Annotated in this window: 29 protein-coding genes; all 29 read left to right on the forward strand. The window is 69.0% G+C overall.

Features of this window, described 5'->3' with window-relative positions; all coding sequences use genetic code 11:
* Positions 1-189 (forward strand): hypothetical protein (locus ON41_RS00005; RefSeq protein WP_040743927.1); only part of this gene is annotated, 189 nt, incomplete at its 5' end.
* A complete protein-coding gene (locus tag ON41_RS00010; RefSeq protein WP_040743929.1) occupies positions 186-824 on the forward strand; it encodes a hypothetical protein in 639 nt (212 codons plus the stop codon). The genes ON41_RS00005 and ON41_RS00010, both read left to right, overlap by 4 nt.
* Positions 824-1087: a hypothetical protein gene (locus ON41_RS00015; protein WP_040743931.1), complete on the forward strand. Its 264-nt coding sequence runs from the start codon at positions 824-826 to the stop codon at positions 1085-1087. Before ON41_RS00010 ends, ON41_RS00015 begins: the two co-directional genes overlap by 1 nt.
* 16 nt (positions 1088-1103) lie before the next feature.
* Complete coding sequence (locus tag ON41_RS00020; protein WP_040743933.1) at positions 1104-2144, forward strand: hypothetical protein; 1041 nt, start codon at positions 1104-1106, stop codon at positions 2142-2144.
* A 32-nt stretch (positions 2145-2176) separates the two neighbouring features.
* Positions 2177-2482 (forward strand): hypothetical protein, encoded by a 306-nt coding sequence (locus ON41_RS00025; protein ID WP_040743935.1) that lies wholly within the window; start codon positions 2177-2179, stop codon positions 2480-2482.
* A gap of 88 nt (positions 2483-2570) precedes the next feature.
* On the forward strand, positions 2571-2786 hold the full coding sequence (locus tag ON41_RS00030; RefSeq protein WP_040743936.1) for a hypothetical protein: 216 nt from the start codon (positions 2571-2573) through the stop codon (positions 2784-2786).
* A 30-nt stretch (positions 2787-2816) separates the two neighbouring features.
* Positions 2817-3140, forward strand: a complete 324-nt coding sequence (locus tag ON41_RS42445) for an HNH endonuclease (RefSeq protein WP_040743937.1) — start codon at positions 2817-2819, stop codon at positions 3138-3140.
* 197 nt (positions 3141-3337) lie between these two features.
* Positions 3338-3820, forward strand: a complete 483-nt coding sequence (locus tag ON41_RS00040) for a phage terminase small subunit P27 family (protein ID WP_040743938.1) — start codon at positions 3338-3340, stop codon at positions 3818-3820.
* Positions 3801-5549, forward strand: a complete 1749-nt coding sequence (locus tag ON41_RS00045) for a terminase large subunit (protein ID WP_051160798.1) — start codon at positions 3801-3803, stop codon at positions 5547-5549. Before ON41_RS00040 ends, ON41_RS00045 begins: the two co-directional genes overlap by 20 nt.
* Positions 5550-5560: 11 nt before the next feature.
* Positions 5561-5761, forward strand: coding sequence for a hypothetical protein (locus tag ON41_RS00050; RefSeq protein ID WP_040743939.1), 201 nt, complete (start codon positions 5561-5563; stop codon positions 5759-5761).
* The gene (locus tag ON41_RS00055) at positions 5761-7041 is read left to right on the forward strand and encodes a phage portal protein (protein WP_040743940.1); all 1281 of its coding nucleotides are present in this window, start codon (positions 5761-5763) and stop codon (positions 7039-7041) included. Before ON41_RS00050 ends, ON41_RS00055 begins: the two co-directional genes overlap by 1 nt.
* Positions 7041-7838 (forward strand): HK97 family phage prohead protease, encoded by a 798-nt coding sequence (locus ON41_RS00060; RefSeq protein WP_040743941.1) that lies wholly within the window; start codon positions 7041-7043, stop codon positions 7836-7838. The genes ON41_RS00055 and ON41_RS00060 overlap by 1 nt, the downstream gene beginning before the upstream one ends.
* Before the next feature lie 28 nt (positions 7839-7866).
* A complete protein-coding gene (locus tag ON41_RS00065) occupies positions 7867-9186 on the forward strand; it encodes a phage major capsid protein (protein WP_040743942.1) in 1320 nt (439 codons plus the stop codon).
* A 65-nt stretch (positions 9187-9251) separates the two neighbouring features.
* On the forward strand, positions 9252-9515 hold the full coding sequence (locus ON41_RS00070) for a hypothetical protein (protein ID WP_157185303.1): 264 nt from the start codon (positions 9252-9254) through the stop codon (positions 9513-9515).
* Complete coding sequence (locus ON41_RS38675) at positions 9516-10052, forward strand: hypothetical protein (RefSeq protein WP_051160799.1); 537 nt, start codon at positions 9516-9518, stop codon at positions 10050-10052.
* A complete protein-coding gene (locus tag ON41_RS00080) occupies positions 10049-10354 on the forward strand; it encodes a hypothetical protein (RefSeq protein WP_040743944.1) in 306 nt (101 codons plus the stop codon). Before ON41_RS38675 ends, ON41_RS00080 begins: the two co-directional genes overlap by 4 nt.
* A 4-nt stretch (positions 10355-10358) precedes the next feature.
* Positions 10359-10607, forward strand: a complete 249-nt coding sequence (locus tag ON41_RS00085) for a hypothetical protein (protein ID WP_040743945.1) — start codon at positions 10359-10361, stop codon at positions 10605-10607.
* Positions 10604-11008, forward strand: coding sequence for a hypothetical protein (locus ON41_RS00090; protein ID WP_051160800.1), 405 nt, complete (start codon positions 10604-10606; stop codon positions 11006-11008). The genes ON41_RS00085 and ON41_RS00090 overlap by 4 nt, the downstream gene beginning before the upstream one ends.
* An 86-nt stretch (positions 11009-11094) precedes the next feature.
* Positions 11095-11910 carry a hypothetical protein gene (locus ON41_RS38680; RefSeq protein ID WP_051160801.1) on the forward strand — a complete coding sequence of 272 codons (816 nt, stop codon included), beginning with the start codon at positions 11095-11097 and terminating at the stop codon, positions 11908-11910.
* Between the two features lie 87 nt (positions 11911-11997).
* The gene (locus ON41_RS00100) at positions 11998-12372 is read left to right on the forward strand and encodes a glycosyltransferase family 29 protein (RefSeq protein ID WP_040743946.1); all 375 of its coding nucleotides are present in this window, start codon (positions 11998-12000) and stop codon (positions 12370-12372) included.
* Positions 12369-12746 (forward strand): hypothetical protein, encoded by a 378-nt coding sequence (locus tag ON41_RS00105; protein ID WP_040743947.1) that lies wholly within the window; start codon positions 12369-12371, stop codon positions 12744-12746. Before ON41_RS00100 ends, ON41_RS00105 begins: the two co-directional genes overlap by 4 nt.
* A gap of 35 nt (positions 12747-12781) precedes the next feature.
* Complete coding sequence (locus ON41_RS00110; RefSeq protein ID WP_040743948.1) at positions 12782-13204, forward strand: hypothetical protein; 423 nt, start codon at positions 12782-12784, stop codon at positions 13202-13204.
* 6 nt (positions 13205-13210) lie between these two features.
* Positions 13211-16639: a phage tail tape measure protein gene (locus ON41_RS38685; RefSeq protein WP_051160802.1), complete on the forward strand. Its 3429-nt coding sequence runs from the start codon at positions 13211-13213 to the stop codon at positions 16637-16639.
* On the forward strand, positions 16632-17606 hold the full coding sequence (locus tag ON41_RS00120; protein WP_157185304.1) for a hypothetical protein: 975 nt from the start codon (positions 16632-16634) through the stop codon (positions 17604-17606). The genes ON41_RS38685 and ON41_RS00120 overlap by 8 nt, the downstream gene beginning before the upstream one ends.
* A 1-nt stretch (position 17607) precedes the next feature.
* A complete protein-coding gene (locus ON41_RS00125) occupies positions 17608-19290 on the forward strand; it encodes a Gp37-like protein (RefSeq protein ID WP_040743951.1) in 1683 nt (560 codons plus the stop codon).
* Positions 19291-19340: 50 nt separating this feature from the next.
* Positions 19341-19610 carry a hypothetical protein gene (locus tag ON41_RS00130; protein ID WP_040743952.1) on the forward strand — a complete coding sequence of 90 codons (270 nt, stop codon included), beginning with the start codon at positions 19341-19343 and terminating at the stop codon, positions 19608-19610.
* Between the two features lie 3 nt (positions 19611-19613).
* Entirely contained in the window at positions 19614-20273 is a 660-nt protein-coding gene (locus ON41_RS42840) for a phage gene 29 protein family protein (protein ID WP_040743954.1), read from the forward strand.
* Positions 20270-21616, forward strand: coding sequence for a glycoside hydrolase domain-containing protein (locus ON41_RS00140; RefSeq protein ID WP_040743955.1), 1347 nt, complete (start codon positions 20270-20272; stop codon positions 21614-21616). Before ON41_RS42840 ends, ON41_RS00140 begins: the two co-directional genes overlap by 4 nt.
* Positions 21616-21927, forward strand: a complete 312-nt coding sequence (locus tag ON41_RS38690; RefSeq protein WP_051160803.1) for a hypothetical protein — start codon at positions 21616-21618, stop codon at positions 21925-21927. The genes ON41_RS00140 and ON41_RS38690 overlap by 1 nt, the downstream gene beginning before the upstream one ends.
* The last annotated feature ends 36 nt before the right edge of the window (positions 21928-21963 follow it).

Consider the following 21963-nt stretch of genomic DNA (forward strand, 5'->3'; position numbering starts at 1 on the left):
CAGAGCATGCCGTCCGGGATTCTCGCGCTGCACGACCGCAGCGTCACCATCGAGATCGACCGCGACATGTCCATCACCCCGGACATCCACGAGGCCGCCGTCCGGCGCTGGACCGACCGGCAACACACCGCCTCCTATCCCTACGCATCCACGACCCCCGCACCGACCGGAGACATCCCGCAGCCATGACCGATCCCGACGACGACCGTCGCCTGTTCGACGACCTCACCGCGAATCTGGCCGGCGACAACGATCTCACCGCGGACCTATACGCCCAGGCCCTCCCGGAGGCTCGGCGACTGCGCCGCGCGCTGGAGTCCCTCGGCATCACCACCTACAGCGGGCAACCGCTACAAAATCCGTACGGTGAGCGCGGCGACGCCGCCCAATACGCCGGCCTCCTCGCCGCCGTCCTCGAACAGTACGAGAACGGGATCCGCGGCGGCCCACTGCAAATCCAGTGGATGAAGGGCTGGTTCACCGGCCACAGCGACGATATCGCCGCGATCCTGTCCACCCTCGCCGTACAGACCAAGGATCTGGCCCATTTCGTCGGCACGGGCATCTCCCGCCTCCCGCTGGCCTCCCGGCAACTCGCAACCACAGCCCTTGCCATGTTCGTCGCCTCCCGGGCGCTGCTCGCTGCCGCCGAAATCGCCAGCGACACCCCCAACTTCACCGCCGCCGAAGACATGTCCACGCGGATGGTCGCCAACGCCCACGAACTCGCCCGCTACATCGCTCACCTCGAATCCGAATTCGGTCCCGTCCCCCCGGGCACCACCCCGGACATCCGCATCAAAACCGACCCAGGACAGAACTGATGGGCGGCGTCCTCGGCGCCGGAGCCCGTCAACAGGCGATCTTGCGGCTGCTCGACGACGACAAGCCGCGAACAGCCCGAATGATCGCCCACGAAACCGGCATTCTCCTGGACGGGGTGTGCTCCAGCCTGGTCCCGATGCGCAACCGCGGATGGGTCGAATACACCGGCGACACAGGCTATTACCGGGCGCCCTATCAGCGGATCACCCCCACTGGACGGACCATGATCATCGAGGACACCACCAGCACCGACGACCCATAGGAAGGGGGACCACGCCATGCCCGCGCCGTTCCCGCCGTGCCGCATCTGCGACCGCCCCGTACCCGACCGGCGGCCGTTGTGCCAGCTCTGCGGGAACCGGCTCGTCACCGACCTGCGCGAAATTCCCGCCCTGCTCGCCGATCTCACCGTCACCCGCACCGGCCAAGCCCGATACAGCCCGCAACACCTCGGCGCACGCCCGGCCGAGCGGCCGATGCCCGTCCGCTCGGTCGCCGGAGCACCCAACGAAGACCACCCAAGTACGGACGACCCGGTGGGCGCCGAACTGGTCGGGGATCGCGCTCTGGGGCGGCTGCACGAAGCTGTGATCTCCTGGGCCCTGACCATCGCCCGCCAGCAGAACACCACGATTCCGGTCGGCGCCCCGAGCCTGCGGCAGATGGCGGTCAACGCCCGCACCCAGACCATCGGCCCGATGGTCGTCCCCGTCCATGTCCAGCGCCTGCACTCTCACACGGTCCGCCTGGCCCGCCGCCACGGCGAGGCCATCGCCACACCGGCCACCGTGCTCGAGCAGGTGGCGATGTGGCTGGCCAACGATCCACATGTCCTGCGGCACCACCCGAACGCCGACCGGCTCTACCGCGACATCACCCGCGCCGTAGCCGGGATCGGTTCGGTGATCGACCGCCCGCACGAACGCCGCTACATCGGCGCCTGCGACGGCCAGCTACCCGACGGCAGCGCCTGCGGCACCGAGCTGCGCGCCGACACCGGCGAAACCTGGATCCGCTGCAACACCTGCGGCCAGCAATCCCGCGTCGCCGACATCCTCAGCTACACACTCACCGCGGCCGACCCGATGGTCGTCACCCTCGACGAAGCACTACGGCTGTTCGAGCGGATCGACGAGCCGCTCCCGCGTGGCACCGCCGACTCCTGGGTATCGCGGCGGCAGCTGCTGCCCCGCGCCTGGCGCACCGGCGACGGCCGCATCGTCGACACGCGGCAGCGGCGCACCGATGAGCCCATGTACCAGCTCGGCGACATCCGCCGGCTACGCCGCGCCAACCCGGGGAAAGGACGCGCATCATGAGCGATGCATGCTGGCACGAAAGGATCGAGGACATGAGCGAATCGGCAGAGGCGAGGCAGACCGTGTGGGTCGTAGAACGTCCGTACTTCGAGGAGGGCCCGGTACCGATCGGGTGGTGTACGACCGACCAACGCGCTCGCGAACTCGCCGCCGAGTACTGGCGGTTCTGTGTCTGGGAAAAACCGGCGCAGATCACGATCCAACCGCGGCTCATGGACACCGGCGCGTTCGCATCCGACGCCACGGCGCAGGGATGGAGATTCACCGGCGACGCGGACGACGCGCGCAAGCAAGGATGGCTCATCTTCCTCGAGGTGGTCGAGGGATACACGGCTTGAGGACGGCGCGCCGCACCACGTATATGGTCGTTGACAACTGTCTGACCTGGATGCAAGCTGTCAAGCATCACGATCGGGGAGGTGTCGGATGCGGGAACCCGAGGTCGGCCAGCTCGTCAACTTCCAGTACGGAGACGAAGTCGTAGCGGCCACCATCACCCAGGTGCTCGCCGATAACGCCGTCTACCTGACCACGTTCATCCCACCCACTCACCCGGGCCTGTACGACGAGCAGGGCAACCCGCTCCCCATCCCCTACGCCGACACTCCGACCGATGGTCACTGGAACTGGCCACCTGAGTAGCAGGGCTGACCCGCGCCAGAGGTGAGCGTCATGCCGCAACGCCCGCCCCGGATCTGCAACCGCTGCCGTCAGCCCGCACCACCGGGGCAGCGGTGCCCGTGCACTCCGGCCTGGTCGGGACGCAACGGCTACACCGGCAGCGGCAGCACTCGACGCTGGCGGAAGCTGCGGGCCGCGAAGCTCGCTGCCGATCCGATGTGCGAGGCACGCGGATGCCGGGCCCTGGCCGTCGAGGTCGACCACATCGTCAACATCGGATCCGGTGGTGACCGGTACGACTGGGCCAACCTGCAATCGCTGTGCCACGACTGCCACGCGGCGAAGACGAGCGCCGAGGCGCAAGCCGCACCCTAGGAAACGACGGGAGCTTGATTGTGATCCGGATCACTCCGTTGGGTGCGGACGGAATCGGACGGTGCAACGTTGGCGCTTGCGACGCAAAACCGCAGGTCAGAGGGGGTAAGGGGGCTTAAGTCTCTGACCTGCGGTTATAGGACCACGCCGCGGTGCGCTTCCTTCTCTCTGCTCAGAATTTCGGGAAGGGGGGTGCGATGGGGCGCACAGCCGCACCGGCCGCGCTGCGGCTGCTCGGTGGCCGCGCGGACGGCCGTGATTCCGGTGGCCGGGTCGTCGAGCCGACGCCGGCGTTCCGGCGGATCCCGCCGAATCCCCCGACGTGGCTGTCCAGGGAGGCGCGTGCCGAGTGGCGGCGGATCGTGCCGGGGCTGGCGCGTCTGGACCTGCTGAAAGAGGAAGACCGGGCGCTGCTCGCGGTGTATTGCGAGACGTGGGCGCGGTTCGTCCAGGCCACCCGGGATGTGCAGTACAACGGGTTCACGATCGTCAACCGCACGCTCCGCAAGGACGGCACCGAATCGGAGTGGACGGCGAAGAATCCCGCCGTCACCGTCGCCGAGAACGCCGCGGCGCAGCTGCGCGGCCTGGCGCAGGAGTTCGGGTTGACGCCGTCGGCGGAGAGCAAGCTCGCCCGCACCCCTGACGGTGGCGGCAACCATGACAACCCGTTCGAATAGCCCGAGCCCGCACGGTATCGAGCTACCGGACGCCGAGGAGCTCGAGCGGCTCAAGCTCTCCCCCGAGGTCGCCTGGTACCTGCTGTCTCGCGGCATCCCGCTGCCGGACTGCCCGCCGCGGTGGAAGACCCCCGAGCCGCGCGACGTGCCCGGTGCCCGGTTCGACGCGGACCGGGTGGACAAGGTGCTCGCCACGTTCCGGGCCCTGCGGCACACCAAGGGCCGTCTCGCCGGGCGACCGCTGGTGCCGGATCCGTGGCAGGCCGGCTACATCCTCGCCCCGACGTTCGGGTGGGTGCGCCTCGACGAGGACTTCGGGGTGTACGTGCGGATCATCCGCACCCTGTACGTCGACGTACCGCGCAAGAACGGCAAGTCGACACTCTCGGGCGGCATCGGCATCTACCTGACCTGCGCCGACGGCGAGCAGGGCGCACAGGTGATCACCGCGGCCACCCGCTTGGAACAGGCACAGTTCGTGTTCGCGCCGATCAAGCAACTCGCCGAGCAGTCGCCGGCGCTGCGCAAGCACGTCACGCCGTTCAAGGCGAAGATCGTCCACAACCGCACCGGCAGCTACTTCCAGCCGGTGGCGAACGCGGGCGACGCCCAACACGGCGCCGACTTGCACGGCGGCATCGTCGACGAGCTGCACCTGCACAAGACCAACGAACTCGTCGAGGCGATCGAGACCGGCACCGGATCCCGCACGCAGCCGCTGATCGTGTTCATCACCACGGCGGACGCGAGCCGCAAGGAAACCGTCTACGACCGCAAGCGGACACTCGTCGAGCAGCTGGCGCGCGGCGTGCTGCGCGACGAAACCACCTACGGCGTGATCTGGGCGGCCGATCCGGAGGCGGATCCGCTGTCCGAGCAGACGCAGCGCAGCGCGAACCCGGGATTCGGGATCTCGCCGACCCGCATGTTCCTGCGCCAGGCCGCGGTGAAGGCGCAGCAGTCCCCCGCCGATCTGGCGTCGTATCTGCGCCTGCACCTCGGGATCCGCACGAAACAGCAGACCAAGTACCTCGACATCGACGCCTGGGACCGCAACGCCTCGATCGTCGACGAGCTGCGGCTGCACGGCCGCACCTGCTACGGCGGTCTGGATCTGGCGTCGACGAGCGACCTCTGCGCCCTGTGCTACGTGTTCCCCGACGCCGAGCGCGGCGGCTACGACCTGCTGTGGCGGCTGTGGACCCCGGAAGACAACATCGCGGCCCTGGACCGCCGCACCGCCGGCGCGGCGTCGGCCTGGGTGAAGGCCGGCATCCTGACCACCACCCCGGGCAACGTCGCCGATTACGACTACATCGAGGCCGCGATCCTGCGGGACTCGGAGACCTTCGACGTGGCCGAGATCGCCTACGACCGCTGGAACTCCTCGCAGCTGGTGAACAACCTGACCGCCGAGGGCGCGCCGATGGTCACCATCGGGCAGGGCTACGCCTCGCTGTCGTCACCGACGAAAGAACTCCAGCGGCTGGTGCTCCAGGGCACCGAACAGGCGCCGATCATGCGGCACGGCGGCAATCCGGCGGTGCGGTGGATGGTCGACAACTTCGCCGTCGCGATGGATCCGGCAGGAAATGTCAAGCCGGACAAAGCATCTGCCGCCGAGAAGATCGACGCGGTAGCGGCCCTGATCATGGCGCTCGCCCGCGCGATCGACTCCGGGCCCGACCAGCGCAGCGCCTACGAGGACGACGACCTGATGGTCGTGTGACAGGAGGGTCGATGGGTTACGGCTATGTCGCACACCGCCGGGTGGTGGTGAATCTGCTCAGCGGCATCGCGATAGCGGGGGTGATCACGAAGTGGCGGGGCCCGTTCTACGTGCTGCGTGACGCCGCGGTGCACGAGGGCGACAACACCGCGCCGGCCGACGGTGAGGTGCTGGTGGACAAGGCCAATGTCGACTACATCCAGGCCCTCTGATGTCGTTCGTGGTCAGCGAGGGCGCAATCCGGGGCCTGTCACGGCCCGACCTGCCGCGTACACCGCGGTTGATCATCGCGGACGGCCTGTCGATCGACTATTTCGAACTGTGGCGCACGCAACCGGCCGTGCGGACGTGCGTGAGCTTCCTGGCGCGCAACATTTCCCAGCTGGGAATTCAGGTGTTCAACCGGGTGGGCGACAACGACCGCCGGCGGCTGATCGACCACCCGGTCGCACAGTTGTTCGAGATGCCGAATCCGTGGACGACGCGGTACCGGCTCATGGATGCGCTCGTGCACGACATGGCGATCTTCGATCGCGCCTACTGGTGGAAGACCAAGACGGCGAACGGCAACGGCCTGGTCCGGCTGCCGCCGCCGCTGGTGACCCCGAAGGGCGACAACTGGCTGACCCCCGACCGGTTCGAGATCGCCGCCGCCAAGGGTCGCCGGATGATCCCCGCCGATCAGGTGGTGTATTTCCGCGGCTACTCCGGCACCGACGATTTCGGCACCTCGCCGATCGAGGCACTCCGGCAGACCCTCGCCGAGGAGTTCGCGGCCACCCGGATGCGTGAGCAGGTGCTGCGCAACGGCGCTCGGATTTCAGGCTACCTGCAGCGGCCCGCCGAGGCGCCGAAGTGGTCGCAGGATGCGCGGGAGAAGTTCCGCAAGAGCTGGCAGAGCCAGTACACCGGGAACGGGCCCGAGGTGGGCGGTACGCCGATCCTCGAGGACGGCATGACGTTCAACGGCGCCGCACAGAACGCGAAAGAACTCCAGTACCTCGAGGTGCGGAAGCTGTCGCGCGAGGAGGTCGCCGCGGCGTACTACATTCCGCCGCCGATGATCGGAATCCTCGACCACGCAACGTTTTCCAACATCACCGAGCAGCACAAGATGCTCTATCAGGACACGCTGGGCCCGTGGCTGGCGATGTTCGCCGAGGAGTTCGCGCTCCAGCTCATCCCGGACCTGACCACCGGCAGCGACCGCGTGTATGTCGAGTTCAACCTGCGCGAGAAGCTCACCGGCGCGTTCGAGCAGCGCGCGGCATCCATTCAGACCGCAGTCGGGGGGCCGTGGATGACCATCAACGAGGCCCGCGCCCTGGACAACCGGCCCCCGGTCGACGGCGGCGACGAACTGATCCGGCCCCTCAACGTCACCCAGAACGGTGATTCCGACCCCGTGCCCGCCGACCCCGGCACCGACGAGGGACAGGACGTGAAGCCCGCGGCCGACGAGCCCGCCGACGACGACCAGGAGGACGCGTAGTGAACACCAAGTCGTGTGCCGTGAAGATCAAGGCCGGACCCGACTCCGGCCTCAAGGAAGGCGAGTTCATCGCCTACGCCTCGGTGTTCGGCAACAAGGACTCCTACGGCGACGTGGTACAGCCGGGCGCGTTCACCGACACCCTCACCGAGTGGGCGGCCAAGGACATCCCGATCCCGCTGCTGTGGGGACACAACACCGGCGACCCGGACTTCAACCTCGGTGCCATCCTCGAGGCCACCGAGGACGACCACGGTTTGAAGGTGCACGCCCAGCTGGATATGGAGTCGCCGAAGTCCGCGCAGGTGTACCGGCTGCTCAAGTCCGGGCGTGTGAGCCAGATGAGTTTCGCCTACAACATCGTCGAAGGCCAGTGGGTCGAGCCGGTCGGCGAGGGCAAAACCTACAAGGACGCCTACTACTCGCTGATCAAGCTCGACCTGTTCGAGATCAGCGTCGTGCCGATCGGCGCGAACCAGGAAACCGAGATCCTCGCGGTGAAGACCGCCGCGGCCGGGCTGCGCGCGAAGGCTGGCCGGGTGCTGTCGGCGAAGAACGAGGACGCGATCCGCGAGGTGAAATCGCAGCTCGAGGAAGCCACCAAGGCCCTCGATTCCGTCCTCGCCGCGGTCGACGCGGCCGGGGAGAACAACGACGGCGAGCAGGAAAAGACCAGCGGTAAGGCACCGTCCCCGGGGAAGTCCGGCCAGACTTCCGCCGAGGTGACCACGCCGAATCCGGTCGTCTCCCTGGCGTCATTGGACGCGCTGGAAATCGAAATCGAGTGCAGCGCATAGCCATTCACACCAGGAGGTAACGGCAATCATGATGACCAAGACCAAGCTCGGCGAATTGCAGAAGGCCGCGCTCGCCGCGACCGCCGAGGCCCGCGAGATCATCGAGAAGCACGGTGATCCGAGCACCTGGGCCGAGCAGATCCTCGCCGACTACAACGCCTCGATGCAGAAGGGCAAAGACCTTCTCGAGCAAATCAAGGTCGCCAAGCGCGATCTCGAGATCCTCGACGAGGCCAAGGCCCTCGCGACCGAGATCGGCGAACCCGCCGTCGATGACGTCGACGCGCAGGGCCGCCCGCCGGTCCGCGAGCGGTTGAAGTCCCTCGGGTTGCAGGTCGTCGAGGCGCCCGAGTTCAAGGCAATGCTCGCGCCGTTCAAGGATGGCCGCGTGCCGGAGAAGGCCCGCATCCAGTCCGATCCGATCAGCGTGAAGGGCCTGTTCATCGGCGGCTCGGACACCTCGGCGGGCGCGTTCGTGGTCCCCGAGCAGACCGGCATCGTCGAGCCCCTCGGCCGCAAGCCGCTGACGATCCGCGATCTGGTCTCGGTGCGGCGCACCGGCTCCGACACCGTCGAGTACGTGGCGCAGACCAGCCACACCAACGCCGCGGCGCCGGTGCCGGAGGCCACCAGCTCGGCGGCGCCGACCGCGACCGCAAACACCACCACGGGCGCGGTGACGTTCACCAACGCCGCCGGCGGCGGCTACAAGCCCGAAGGGTCGTGGGCCTACGAGCGCCGTACCGCGGTGGTCAAGACGATCGCGGAATGGGTGCCGGCCACCAAGCGGGCGCTCGCCGATGTGGCCGCGCTCGAGGGCCTGATCAACGACGAACTCGCCGCGGATATCGCCGAGGCCGAGGAAGCGCAGATCCTCACCGGCAACGGCACCGGCGAGAACTTCCTCGGCGTCCTGAACACCAGCGGCATCCAGACGCAGGCGTTCGACACCGACATCTTCGTCACGGTGCGCCGCGCGATCACCAAGGCCCGCGTGGTGGGCCGGGTGAACCCGACCGCCATCGTGGTCAACCCCGCCGAGGCGGAGGCAATCGACCTGGCCCGCGACGAGATGGGCCGGTTCTTCTACGGCGGCCCGTTCGCCTACGGGCCGCGGACCCTGTGGGGCGTGCCGGTCGTCGAGTCGGAGACTCAGCCGGCCGGACACGGGACGCTCGCCGACTGGTCCAAGGCGGTGATCTGGGACCGCGAGCAGACCACGGTCACCATGACCGACTCGCACGCGGATTTCTTCATCCGCAACATGGTCGCGATCCTCGCCGAGAAGCGCGAGGCGTTCGCTGTCACCCGTCCGACCGCGGTCGTGGACGTGGACCTCGCGGCCTGATGGCCCTGATCAGCTCCCGGTCGGCCGGGGCCCCGGCCGACCGGGCACAGGAAGGAGACACCGGAATGCCCGAACTACAGGAGTACGACGCCGTGATCAACGGGTGGCCGACCACGGTCAAGCTGACCGCGGACGAAGCCCACGAACGCGGCCTGTCCCGCACCAAGCCCGCCACGGCCGCGCGAGCACGGGGAAAGGGACGGCAGCCGGCGAACAAGTCGCGGACTGCCGCGAACAAGAACGACGGTGCCGACGATCCCGGCACCGACGGTGACCCGGAGACCAGCGATCCGGATGTCGGCACCGGGGATCCGGGGCAGGGCGAGTAGGTGACCGCGCCGCCGCTGCTCAGCTTCGAGCAGTACCAAGCCCTCGTCGAGGGAACCGGCCTCGAGGAGTTGCGCCTGGCCGCGATCGTCCGCGAGATCCGCGACTACTGCGGCTGGCACATCGCGCCCGCCGTCGACGAGACACTCACGGCCGACGGCAGCGGCGGCACCGTCCAGCAATTGCCCACCCTGCACCTGAACTCGGTGACCTCGGTGACCGAGTGCGGGACCACGCTCACCACCGACGATTACGAGTGGTCCGCCGACGGATCGTTGCGCCGGCGGGTGTTCCGGTGGTGGACGGCCCGCTACCGGGGTGTGGTCGCGGTGGTGAACCACGGTTACGCCACCGTGCCGGAGAACATCGTGTCGGTGATCCTCGACGCCGCGTCCTCGGCGATCTCGACACCGGTCGGCGAGACCGCCGAGCAGCCGGAAACCATGGGGCCGTTCACCTTCGGCGGCAAGGGCGGTGTCGTGCTCACCACCGCCCAGCGGCGCGTGCTCGACCGCTACGCGCTGCCGGGGCGGCCGTGAGCGAGGACGTGATGCGCCACCGCGGCGGCGGGATGGACGACGACGGCAATCCCGTCGACTCCACCGATACGCCGCTGTCGGCGCGGGCGGTGGCGCCGGGCGCGACCGCCGAGTACGCCGACCGCGGCCGCAACGGTGACACCGTCGAGGTGTCGGTGTACTTCTACCCGGCCGTGGATCTGGTCAACGAGGACGAGCTGACGGTGCGCGGGGAGCGCTACAGCATCCAGGTGGAACAGTGGCGGTCCCCGTACACCACCCGTGCCGGCACGGTGGCGCTGTGCAGCGTCGGGAAGGGGTGAGGACGTGGCCGGGGTCGAGGTGAAGCTCAACAGCGGCGTCGTGCGCCGGATGCTGCGCCGCCGCTTCACCGAGCACGTGAACGCGCTCGCGCAAGCGCTGGCCGATGAGATCGGCGGCGACGTGACCGTCGACAAGTACACGACCGACCGCGCCGCGGCCGGCGTGCGCGTGCCGACGGAGAGGCAGACCAAGGACGGGGCGCTGACCCGGGCGGCTGCCGCGCTCGGCCTCGAGGTGAAAGCGAAGTCGTGAAGCCGTTCCGGCTGCCCGCCGATCCGGCGAAGACCGCCAAGAACTACCTCGCGGCCGTGCTGCCGGCCCTGGTCGCCACACCGGCGCCCACGTTCGGGATGGTGCTGCCGTCGCAGTGGACGCCGAGCAAGGTTCCGGCGGTCGTGGTGTTCGACGACAGCGGCCCGAACACGTGGCCGGTGTCGACCCGGCCGACCCTGCGGATCACGGTGTGGGCCGACGGCCGCGACCGCGCACGGCAGATCGCCGGCGCCGCACTGGGCGTACTGCTCGCCCACCGGATCCCGGGCATCGCGTCGATCACCAACCCGACGAACCTGCTCGAGGCCGTCGATTCGAACAACGGCGGCATCACCGTGTCGTTCACGGTGTCCGCCCAGGCCCGCACCCTGGCCGGATAGCCCGGCCTCCAGACCACCTACCCCTTTCGGGTGGGGGAACCACGCGCCCCGAGTAATCCGCTCATCCTCACGAAAGGGGACGAACCGTGTCTCTGACCCGCAATCCGGATCTGGTGCAGATCTTCGCCGACGCAGCCATTTTCGTCGGCAAGACCCTCACCCCAACCATCCCGGCCACCATCGCCACCGAGTTCGACGCCACGTGGGACAACCTCGGCATCCTCAACGGCGACGACGGGGTCAAGAACCCGCGCGAGTGGGACGTGACCGAGCACTTCGGCTGGGGAATCGGCCTGTACCGCAAGGGATACAAGAACTACAAGGAATCCCGCGTGTTCACATGCCTGGAGGAGAACCAGACCACCCGGCGCATCGCCTACCCGGGATCCTCGGCGACGAATATCGTCGTGCCGCGCCCGGGCTACTTCCCGCTTGCGTTCGAGTTCATCAACGACCTGGGCGTGCCCGAACGGCTGTTCACCGCGCGGCCGGCGCAGTGCTGGATCCCGAATCTGGATCGCAACGAGTCCGATCCGACCGGCAAGGAAGTCACCGCCGACATCTTCGCCACCGGCTCGGGCCTGCTGTACACGCGGCAATACACCCCGATCAACGAGACGCAGACCGTTACGGTCGAGAACGCCACCGGCGGCACGTTCACGCTGTCGCTCGACGGCGTCACCTTCACCACCGCGATCGCGTTCGACGCGGCGGCCTCGGCGGTGCAGACCGCGCTGCAAGCCCTGCTCGGCACGGGCAACGTCACCGTGACCGGCACGGCCGGCGACTACACGGTGGTGCTGGCCGGCATCTACGCCGGGCAGGCAAACCCGCTGCTCACCGCCAACGGGTCCTCGCTGGTCGGCACCGGCGCCGCTGTGAACGTCGAGGCCGCGGCGTAATCAGACGCGGCAGGGCCGGAGTTCTGGCGTGGTTCGCCGGTCCCTGCCGCCCCCTTGGGCCAACCACGCCGAAAGAGGGAACCACGCATGTCCAATCTCTCGCGCACCAACGTACCCACCGAAGCCGAGATCCGGTCCGCAGCACAGCGTCTCGGCATCGCCGACGAGAACGGCAACTACAAACAGCGCGACCGGGCCCGGATCGCCGCGACGATCCAGAAGGCCGCGCAGGACCAGGCCGCCGAGAACGACCCTGCGACCGGCAACACCGCGGTGATGCTCGCCCGGTTCCGCGACGAGCTGCTCGCCGCCGGATTCGCCCACGACCCGGTGAATCCCGAGATCTACCACGAGCCGCGACTCGGCGGCGTCGGTGAGGAAGTCCTCATCGAGGCCGCCCGCTACTTGCTGAAAACCGCTGGACTGCAACTGAAGTCGGACGAAGAGGAACCCACGCCATGACCACGAAGCCACGCACCACCCCCGCCAAGCCGCGCGCTCCGCGGGCTGCCACACCGGCGGCGACCGGCCACCCCGGGATCACCGAGCCCGAGGCGCCAAAGTCGCCTGCGCAGCGCGAGGCCGAGGGCATCGCGACCACGCCCGTGGAATGGCGCGGCCTGACCCTCGAGATACCGACCGACGTGGACACCTGGAGCTACTGGAACGTCATCGCGCCCCTGGCCCACGGCAACGAGACCCGGGCCCTGTACGGGCTGCTCGGCAACGCCCAGATCGCGCTGGTGCAGACGAAATACCCGGACATGACCGCCAAGGACGGCCGCGACCTGTTCGACGCCATCAACGCCGCGCTGGGGCTGAACTCGGGAAACTGAGGGGCGGCGCGGTCGTCCTGGCGCACCTGTACCGGGTGCGACCGCGCCCGCTGCCGCTGTCGGTGCTGCTGTCGATCATCGAGTACCGGGAGATCGCGCTCGAGGCGGATCTGCGCAAGCTCGGGATCCGCTACTCCGACCGGTGGCGTTTCGACGAGCACGGGCAGCGCCTGCTCACCCTGCGCGAGATCTGGGCGTCGATCCAGTACCTCGACGACCGCGCCGCCCTGACCATCGCCGCGAACAACGGCAAACCACGGTGGGGATACACCGAGTACCTGCTCGCCGACCTGTTCACGGTCTTCACCCGCCAGCAGCATCCGTGGCGGCCGAAAACGCTTGTGCAGAAAAAGATTACGGCCCGCCGCGCGGCGGCCGAGCAGATGACCAAGGCCCGGTTCGCGCGCCGCAATCGCGCTCTCGCCACGACCACCACGTCACGTACCGAGAGGGGGTGATCGACCGTGCCCCAGGATGTTCTCGGCTACACCACGCTGCAAGTCATTCCCACGATGAAGGGTGCGGCGGCGGCGGTCGCGGGCGACCTGTCGGGGTTGGGTGCGGTCGGCCGCAACGCCGGGCGCGACGTGGGCAAGGGCGTGGCCAAGGGCATCGCCGATTCCAAGGCCGACGTGGAGCGGGCCTCGGCGGTCGTGGCCGCCGCCCGCGACAAGGAAGCCGACGCCGCCGGCAAGGTCCGCGTCGCCGAGATCCGGTTGCAGGAACTGCGGGATAAGGGCAAAGAGGGGTCCTCGCAGTACGCGTTCGCCGAGGAGAAACTCGCCACCGCGCTGCGGGGCCGCGAGGTGGCCAGCAAGGCCACCGCGCGGGCCGCCGGGGAGCTGGAGCAGGCCAACAAGAGCGTCGAGGCCGCGACCAAGGCCGCGGCGGCCGGCGCAGGCAAGGTCGACATCGGCGGCAACCTCGAGTCCGGGCTGCGCGGGAAACTGTCGGGCCTCGGTGAGAAACTGTCCGGCGCTCTGTCTGGCATCTCCCGCAAGGCCGGTGAGGCGTCAGGCAGTGAGATCGCCGGCGGGATGGGCGACAAGCTCGGCGAGCTGCTCGGCGGCAAGGGCGGCCTCATCGGCGGCACCGTCGCCGCCGCCGTATCCCTCGCCGGGCTGACCGCTCCCGGGCTGCTGTTCGCCGCGATGAACCGCGGCATGGCCAATCAGCAGGCCCTCGACCTCACCCAGGCCCGGCTCGGCGTCGACGACGCCACCATGCAGAAGATCGGCGAGAGCGCCGGCCGCGCCTACGTCCACACATTCGGCGAGAGCGTCGCCGACAACGCCGAAACCGCCCGCATCGCCATCCAGTCCGGACTGCTCGACGAGTCGGCGACCGGGCAGGAAACACAGAAGGTTATCGAGCAGCTCAGCGGCGTCTCCTCGCTGCTGGGCGAGGAGATCCCCGCCGTCGCCCGGGCCGCCGGCCAAGCGGTCAAGACCGGCATCGCCGGCGACGCGACCGAGGCGTTCGACCTGTTCACCGCCGCCGAGCAGAACGGGCTCAACGTGTCGGAGGATTTCCTCGACACCATCACCGAGTACGGAACCCAGTTCCGCAAACTGGGCCTATCCGGTCCCGAGGCCGTGGGCCTGATCAATCAGGCCCTCGTCGCCGGTGCCCGCGACTCCGACACCGCCGCGGACGCGATCAAAGAATTCTCGATCCGCGCCGTCGACGGATCCAAGACCACCGTCGACGCATTCACGCAACTGGGCCTCAACGCCGACGACATCGGCCACAAGTTCGCCGAAGGCGGCAAGTCCGCGCACGACGCGACGCAGCAGATCTTCAACGGGCTGCGCAACATCCAGGATCCCCTGGTCCGCGGACAGGTCGCCGTCGCCCTGTTCGGCACGAAATGGGAAGACCTCGGCGGCGCGTTCGACGCGTTCGACCTGGATTCCGCCGCCGCCTCGCTGGGCAAGGTCGGCGGTGCCGCGCAGGACGCGCTGAACAAGATGGGCGGCAACGCCGCCGCCTCGATCGAGGGCGCGAAACGCTCGATCGAGGTCTCCACCGACGCGATCTCGAACGCCCTGGCCAAGGCATTCGGGCCCGAGCTGGCAAAGCTCGCCGACTGGGTGACCCAGCACCAGGCCGAGATCATCGGATTCCTCGGCAAGGTGGTCGACGGCGCGTTCGGCGCCGGCGACGCGCTGCTCGGATTCTCCTCGTCCGGGCTGCGGGCCCTGGCCGCGTTCGCCGAGGGCGCCGGGTCGGCGCTCGGCTCGGTCACCGGCCCCCTGGGCGCGGTCACCGAGGTATTCGGGCGACTCACCGGCAGCCAGACCCTCGCCAACCTCGGCAGCGATCTGCGCAACCTCGACTCGAACTTCGGGCAGGCCGCCGCGACGGCCCGCGGCATGGCCGACAGCATCGACAACACCGCCCGCCCCGCGCTGGACCGGATGCGGACCAGCGTCGCCGACAACATCACCGCCGCACAGAACAGCCAGCTCGTCTACCAGGCGCTCGGCAACACCGTCGCCACCCTGCCCGACGGGCACACCATCGTTCTGCAGGACAACACCCCCGAGACCACACAGCGACTCGAAGCGCTCGGACTGAAGGTCACGACCTTGCCGAACGGGCAGGTGACCGTGACCGCGAACACCGCCGAGGGACAGAAGACCCTCGACGATTTCGTCGCCAACAACACCGGCCGCCCGATCTCGTTGAAGGCGAACGTCCTCTTGTCGGCAATCGCGGGTGACCCTGCCGCAGCGCAACAGGTGCAGATCGGTGGCGTCCAGCAGTTGTGGCCGAACGCGAAGGCCGACGGCGGGATCAGCGGCCGCAACGCGCAGATCACCGGGCACCCGATCCTGTGGGGCGAAGCCGGGCCCGAGGCGTATATCCCGCTCGACCCGGCCAAGCGCGACCGGTCGGTGCCGATCTGGATGGAGGTCGGCCGCCGCCTCGGCATGATGACCGCGGTCGCGATGGCCGCCGGCGGCATCGTCCCCGGCAAGAACGCCGCCACCATGCTCGACCCCGCCGTCTACCAGATGGGCGGATTCTCGACGACCGCGATCGACTGCACGGGGCTCGTGTCGGCCGTCGTCAACGACGCCAAGGGCCTGCCGATGTTCGAGTCCCGCATGTCGACCGTGACCGAGGGCGAATGGTTGAAGGCCCGCGGCGCCTTACCCGGCCTCGGCGGCCCGGGCGACATCGCTATCGCCTGGTACGACCGCGGCGGCGGCCCGAACGGACACACCACGATGCGCCTCGGCGACGGAACCAAGGTCGAGTCCCGCTCGGGTGACGGGGTCGTGGTCGGCAGCGCGGCAACCGATGTCACCGACCCGATGTTCGACCAGCACATGTACATACCGCGCTCGGCGCTGCTCGGCGGCGACCTCGGCGGCGCGGGCGGCGGCGCCGTCGGATCCGGTGCCGGGCTGCTGTCCAACGGCGGCGGCGCCTCGGGCGGTGGTGCCAGTGCCTCCGGTGGCGGTGCGGCCGGGAGCGGAGCCGGTGGGGGCGCGGGACGGCCGCCTGGTGACGCGGTGCCGGTGTGGGTGGACAACTGGCCCGGATCGTTCACCGCGACCGGCACCGAGAGCGCGACGGCGCCGGCGTCCACGGAGCCGGGTTTCGCGCCGTCCGGTGGCCCGCCGGAGGCCGGGCAGTTCGACCAGGACGCGGCCGTGAAGACCGCTCTGGACAACGCGCGCACGAACTTCGGCAAGGCCGGTGACACCGCGCTGCGCGGTCAGCTCGAAGGCGTCCCGGGCGCGAGCGCGCTGCTCGGCGGGGTGGAGAAGCAGGTGCAGAACTGGAACGTCGTCGTCGCCGACGTCTACCAGCTGATGGATGTTCACCGCCGCGAGCAGCAACGCCAGGCGATGGCAGCCGGAGCGAGGTTCGGTGGGTAAGCACGTCACCGTCGAGCTGTACGGCTGTGACGGCAGCTATTTCTGCCTGTCCGGGCCGGGCGCGGGTGAACAGGGCGTGTACCTCGGCACCAACCCCCAGGGTCTCTACGACGCACCGGTCAAGGTCGCCATGAAGAAGGGCGCGTTCGAGATCGGCGGCAAGCCGACCCCGCCGACGCGTCCGCACCGCGAACTCATGATCGGCCTCGGCGCGGTCGGCGACACCCCCGAGGAGTGGGCCGATGTCGACTCGGCGCTCCGGATGGCGTTCGACTACGAGTTGGATCCCTGGGACCCGGACGCGCAACCGGCGCGGATCGACATCACGACCTCACGGGCGGGACGATCCGGCACGCGGTCGCTGAACGTGCTGCTGTCCGAGTCACCCATCATGGAGATGGACGTCGACCCGTGGGACTACGGGCACAGCCTCCTACCGGCCACTCTGGTTGCGCCGCAACCGATGTGGTTCGAAGAGGATTGGCTCGGCGACGACGAGCACCCCGCCGGATGGCAGATGACCGGCGGCACCTCCGGCACCGGCACGGTGTGGGTGCGCAACCCCACCGACCGGCCGATGCGCCATAGTTTCGTGATCACCGGCGACGGTGAGGCCCGGCTCCCGGACTTCTCGTGGCGCGGCCCGAAGGGCGCCCGCGTGCCCGGTGTCGACGTGCTCACCGGCCGCGACGACTCCGGCCGCATGCTGTGGACCCCGCCGATCGGCGCGGTGAACGGGCACGGCGCTCGCGCGAACACCGACCGCATGCTGATCCCGCTCGTCGACCAGACGAACACGAACATCACCGGCCTGTGGGGCGGTAACAGGCTGCTGAATGTCATTCCGCCGTATACGGATTGGACCGAACTGCCCGTCGAGGCGCGCAACGTCACGAGTAGCACGTTCGGAATCCTGATGCGCCAGCCGTTGCTGTGGAGCCGCCCGTGGGGACTGGAGCGGATCTGATATGCCCGCGATGACCGCGGATCTCCTCGACGAGTGCGAGGCGATCTGGGAGACCACTGAGCAGCACGAGCGCGAGCGGGAGATGGCGCGCAACGCCGAACCCGAGGTGCGCGTGTGGGACGGCGACTGGGGTTTGCAGGGGTGGCTGGAGGCCGCCTACCTCGGCGACTACGAGTGGGTCGACAACGACACCGGGCCGGGTGTCACCGAACTGCCGTGGGATCACTATGCGGCGCAATGGATCTGGGACGAATGGGGGCGGATCCAGCGCGGCGAGAAACGCAATGTCCACATCACCGTCGACACCGCTACCGGGGCCCGATGGTCGGGCCGCCTCGAGCACGTCACTCCCGAGGAACGCGACGACGGCACATCGGTCCTGGTGATTGACTGGCTATCCGATTTTGAGACGGTCAAGTGGTATACCGTCTGGTCAAATAGCTTCCTGCCCAGTGCATTACAGTTCCCCAGGCTGTTTTTGCTGGCTGGCGGGGCGCGCTGGTGCCTCCTCACGGCGCTCCACCTGCAAATCATGCGCGAGCAGCAGAATTGGTGGAGCCTCGCCGACGATCCGCTCTCCGGCGCCGACTGGGTGCCGGCGGACGTGTCGCAATGGTCGGTGGTCGTCAAGCCGCACAGCTTCATCGACGACCTGAACGACGGCATCACCTGGGCCCTGCTGATCAGCACGTTCAAGAACTGGTTCGACCTCGCCAAGCCGATCCTCGAGGACGCCGAGCAGTCGCTGGTGTGGCGGCGTTACCTGGCCACCGACGACGAGCAGCCGATCCCCGGCCAGACGCTGCGCCACGGCTGCCTGGTCCTCGACATCGTCGACAAGTCGGGCAACTGGACCGGCACCAGCCACGGCGGCACCCTGTGGGACGGGCTGATCCGCGCCGTCGCGAGCTTCGCGGCCGGATACATCGACACGGTTGAAGAGGAAGTCGCGTCGATCGACGAGCCCTTCTACAAGACCCCGGGCGTGTTCGGGACGGTCAAGTCGACGCCGTACGTGGTGTGGCTGCGCGGCCGGGAGACCGGTATCCAATCGAGCAAGTTCACCAGGACACCCGCGAAGGGCGTCCAGGTGGTCGTGGGAGGTCACAGCGCCTATGGCGTGAACGAGGGGATCGACAGTGCGATCCAGATGGCCGGGGATCTGATCGCCGCAGCACTCTTCGTGCCGCCGGTCGGGGGCGCGTTGGCGGCCCTCACGGCCCCTCTCTGGACTGATGTCGTCCTGGCCTGGATGAACGTCAAAAGCCTTGAGAGAGCACAGAATTCGGGATGGTCCCGATACTTCGAATACTTCCAGGACGGGGCCGACCGCGCCTTCACGATCGGCGCTCTCCTGGTGCTGCGCCAGGGGTTCTGGGCGACCCGCAATCAGGTCGTCGTCGAGGCCACCGTGAACAACGGCTCGCCGTGGGTGCTCGGCGACCAGGGCCGCGGGCACGCGTGGGTCGGTGACCGCGTGGGATTCGGGATCCTCGGCGACAAGACCGGCCGCATCCACGTCGACCGCATCAAGCGGATCCGGCTGCGGTTCTCCGCCGACGAACCGCTCGAGTACATCCCGACGATCGGCGACGGCAACGCCAAGAAGGACCCCGCGATCCGCTCGACCGAGAAGCTCGCCAGCGTCCTCGGCGCCGTCCACGACCTCGCCGTCGCGGGATGACATCGCCCGCGAAACCGCAACCACGCCATACAGATCGGAGGCAACCCGGGATGCCTGCACAGATCGTCTACACCACGGTCGCCGCGGCCGGCGGCGGGTACCGGCCGCGGTGCACGCCGATCCCCGTCGAGGCTATCGGCGGGGTGGTGGCGCTGCTGGCGATACGGCCGCCGATGCCGCGGGTGATGTTCGGCGCCGTCGCCCAGTTCGATGAGTGCGAAGAGGACGACGTCCCCGACGGGTATGTGCCGGTGCGTGTCGGCGGATCCCGCGGGCGCGTCATCGCCGCACCGATGCACCGGTTGCGGCCGGTGAGGTGAGCTGTGGCCCTCAATCGCCCGTGCAAGATCTGCGGCACCCGCCGCTGCCCGTGCATCTACTGCCACATCGAGTGCGGGATCGACCACTCGCCGTGGCTGCCGGTCGACACGTTCCCCACCGTCGACAACTGCAACCCCAACAATCCCGACGAGTGCTTCCTGCCGTTCCTGATGGGCCTGCCGGGCATGAAGGGCGCCTCCATGGCGATCCCGGTGTCCGGCATGAAGATGTGGTCGCACCGGCTGTGGGACGGCGGCGGCCGCCGCGTCGTGGACCCGGTCACCTTCTACTGGCCGCCGCGGGCCGGTGAGATCAATCCCATGTTCGCGGCGGGCGAATGGAAGGACGAGCCCCCGCCGGCCGACTGGCTGCCCGAGGTCGATATCAACCGGCTCTCCGGAGCGTTGCAGGCCGAGATCAAGCGGCAGTTCGACGAGCGCGCCGGCGACCAGCAGGCACCCGCCGCGATGCCCGACCCGCGGCAGTTCGTCGAGCACATCACCCGATTCAATCCCGCGCATCACACCGTCACCGAGGTGCTCGCGCACCTGCGCACCGCCACCCCCGGCGAGGTCGACCGCGTGTTCCGACTCGAAGAGAACGGCAGCAAGCGCGCCGGAGTCTTGAAGCGGCGCAAGAACTTTCCTGGAGTGGAGTCGTGACGGCGCCGCGGTTCTGGCCGCTCGGCGCCGGGCGGGTGGTGACCTCCGGGTTCGGGCCGCGCGCCGAGGGGTTCCACTGGGGCTGCGATTTCGGGCGCGCCGGTGGCAGCGCGGGCATGCCGGTGTACGCCGCGCAGGCCGGGACTGTGGTCATGGCCGGGGCGGCCGGCGGGTTCGGTGGCCCGGATCCGGCGGGGTGGCTGGTCGTCGACCATCCGGCCGACGACGGCGCGGGCACCACCGTGTACGGGCACATCGTGCGGGAGGTGTCCCTCGGCGCGCACGTCGCCGCGGGGCAGCGCATCGGCCGGATCAACCCCGACACCGACACGAACGGCGCGGTCGCCCCGCATCTGCATTTCGAGGTGCACCGCTCGGTGTGGGCCCTGCCCGGGCCCGATCGCCTCGACCCGCTCTCCTGGCTCGCCACCGCGCTGGAGCCCGAATCCCTGGGAGGTCCGATCATGATGAATCCGCGCGGCCTGGACTACGCCGGAGGCCGGCCCGATCCGCGGGCGATCCGCGACGCCGGATACCGGTTCGTCGTCCGCTATCTGTCCTCCGGGGGGCGCAGTCTGCCGGGCAAACTGCTGACTCCCGAGGAGGCCGACGGGCTGCGCGCGGCCGGCGTCGAGATCGTCTCGAACTGGGAGAGCTACGCCGACCGCATGTTGGAAGGCTGGATCGCCGGCGCCGACGACGCGTATGCGGCCCTGGCGCAGGTGCTGCGCTGCGGCGGCCGGACGGACCGGCCGATCTATTTCAGCGCCGACTGGGACGCGCGCCCGGACCAGCAGGACGCGATCGATGCCTACCTGCGCGGCGCGGGGACGGTGATCGGGGACGCGAACGTCGGTGTGTACGGCGGCTACTGGGTGGTGCGCCGCTGCCTGGACAACGGCACGGCGCGGTGGGCGTGGCAGTGCGATGCGTGGTCGGGCGGCAACGTCGACGACCGCGCGCAGCTGCGGCAGCTCAACAACGCCGGATACGCGTGGATCGACGGAATCCCTTGCGACATCAACGAAGCCACGACCCACGACTACGGCCAGTGGTCGGCGACCGGAGAGGACGATATGACCCCCGAACAGGATGCGATGCTGCGCACGGTCTACGAGGAACTGACCAAGTCGTTCCCGTCGCGCAGCAAGTACCGCGACGGCGACGATCCGGTCGACACCGGATTCGGCCTGGTGCTCAACATCGACGGGCGCGTGCACGAAGCGCACGTCGAGCGCCAGGCCCTCCTCGGCGAGCAATGGGCGGTCGATCTCGTGCGCCGCGAGGCCGGCAAGGGCGACACGAGCGCTGCCGCCGTCCTCGCCAGCATCGAGGGGCCGTGATGGGCCGGCATTCCGACGACGGATCGTTCGAACCGGTCGCGCGGCTCGGTGAGATCCCGCCGACCCAGGTCCGCCACCCGTGGCGGACCATCGCCCGCACCGTCGTGCAGGTCGGTGCCGGGGCTGTGGCGGCCGTGCCGGTGTTCGTGACGTCCTCGGGGATTCCGCAGACCGGTGCGGCGATCGGGTTGCTGCTGGCGGTGTCGGCCGCGGTGACGCGGTTCATGGCCGATCCGCGCGTGAACGGGGGCATCGCGGTGTTAGCGCCGTGGCTGGCGGCCGAGCCGCGCGGCGCGGATGTCCGGGAGTGACACAGCCGTGCCGTGCGGTTCCCCGGCGCCGCCGGC

Origin of the sequence: Nocardia transvalensis NBRC 15921, assembly GCF_000308875.1 — a bacterium.
In the GTDB taxonomy this organism is placed as follows: Bacteria; Actinomycetota; Actinomycetes; order Mycobacteriales; family Mycobacteriaceae; genus Nocardia; species Nocardia transvalensis.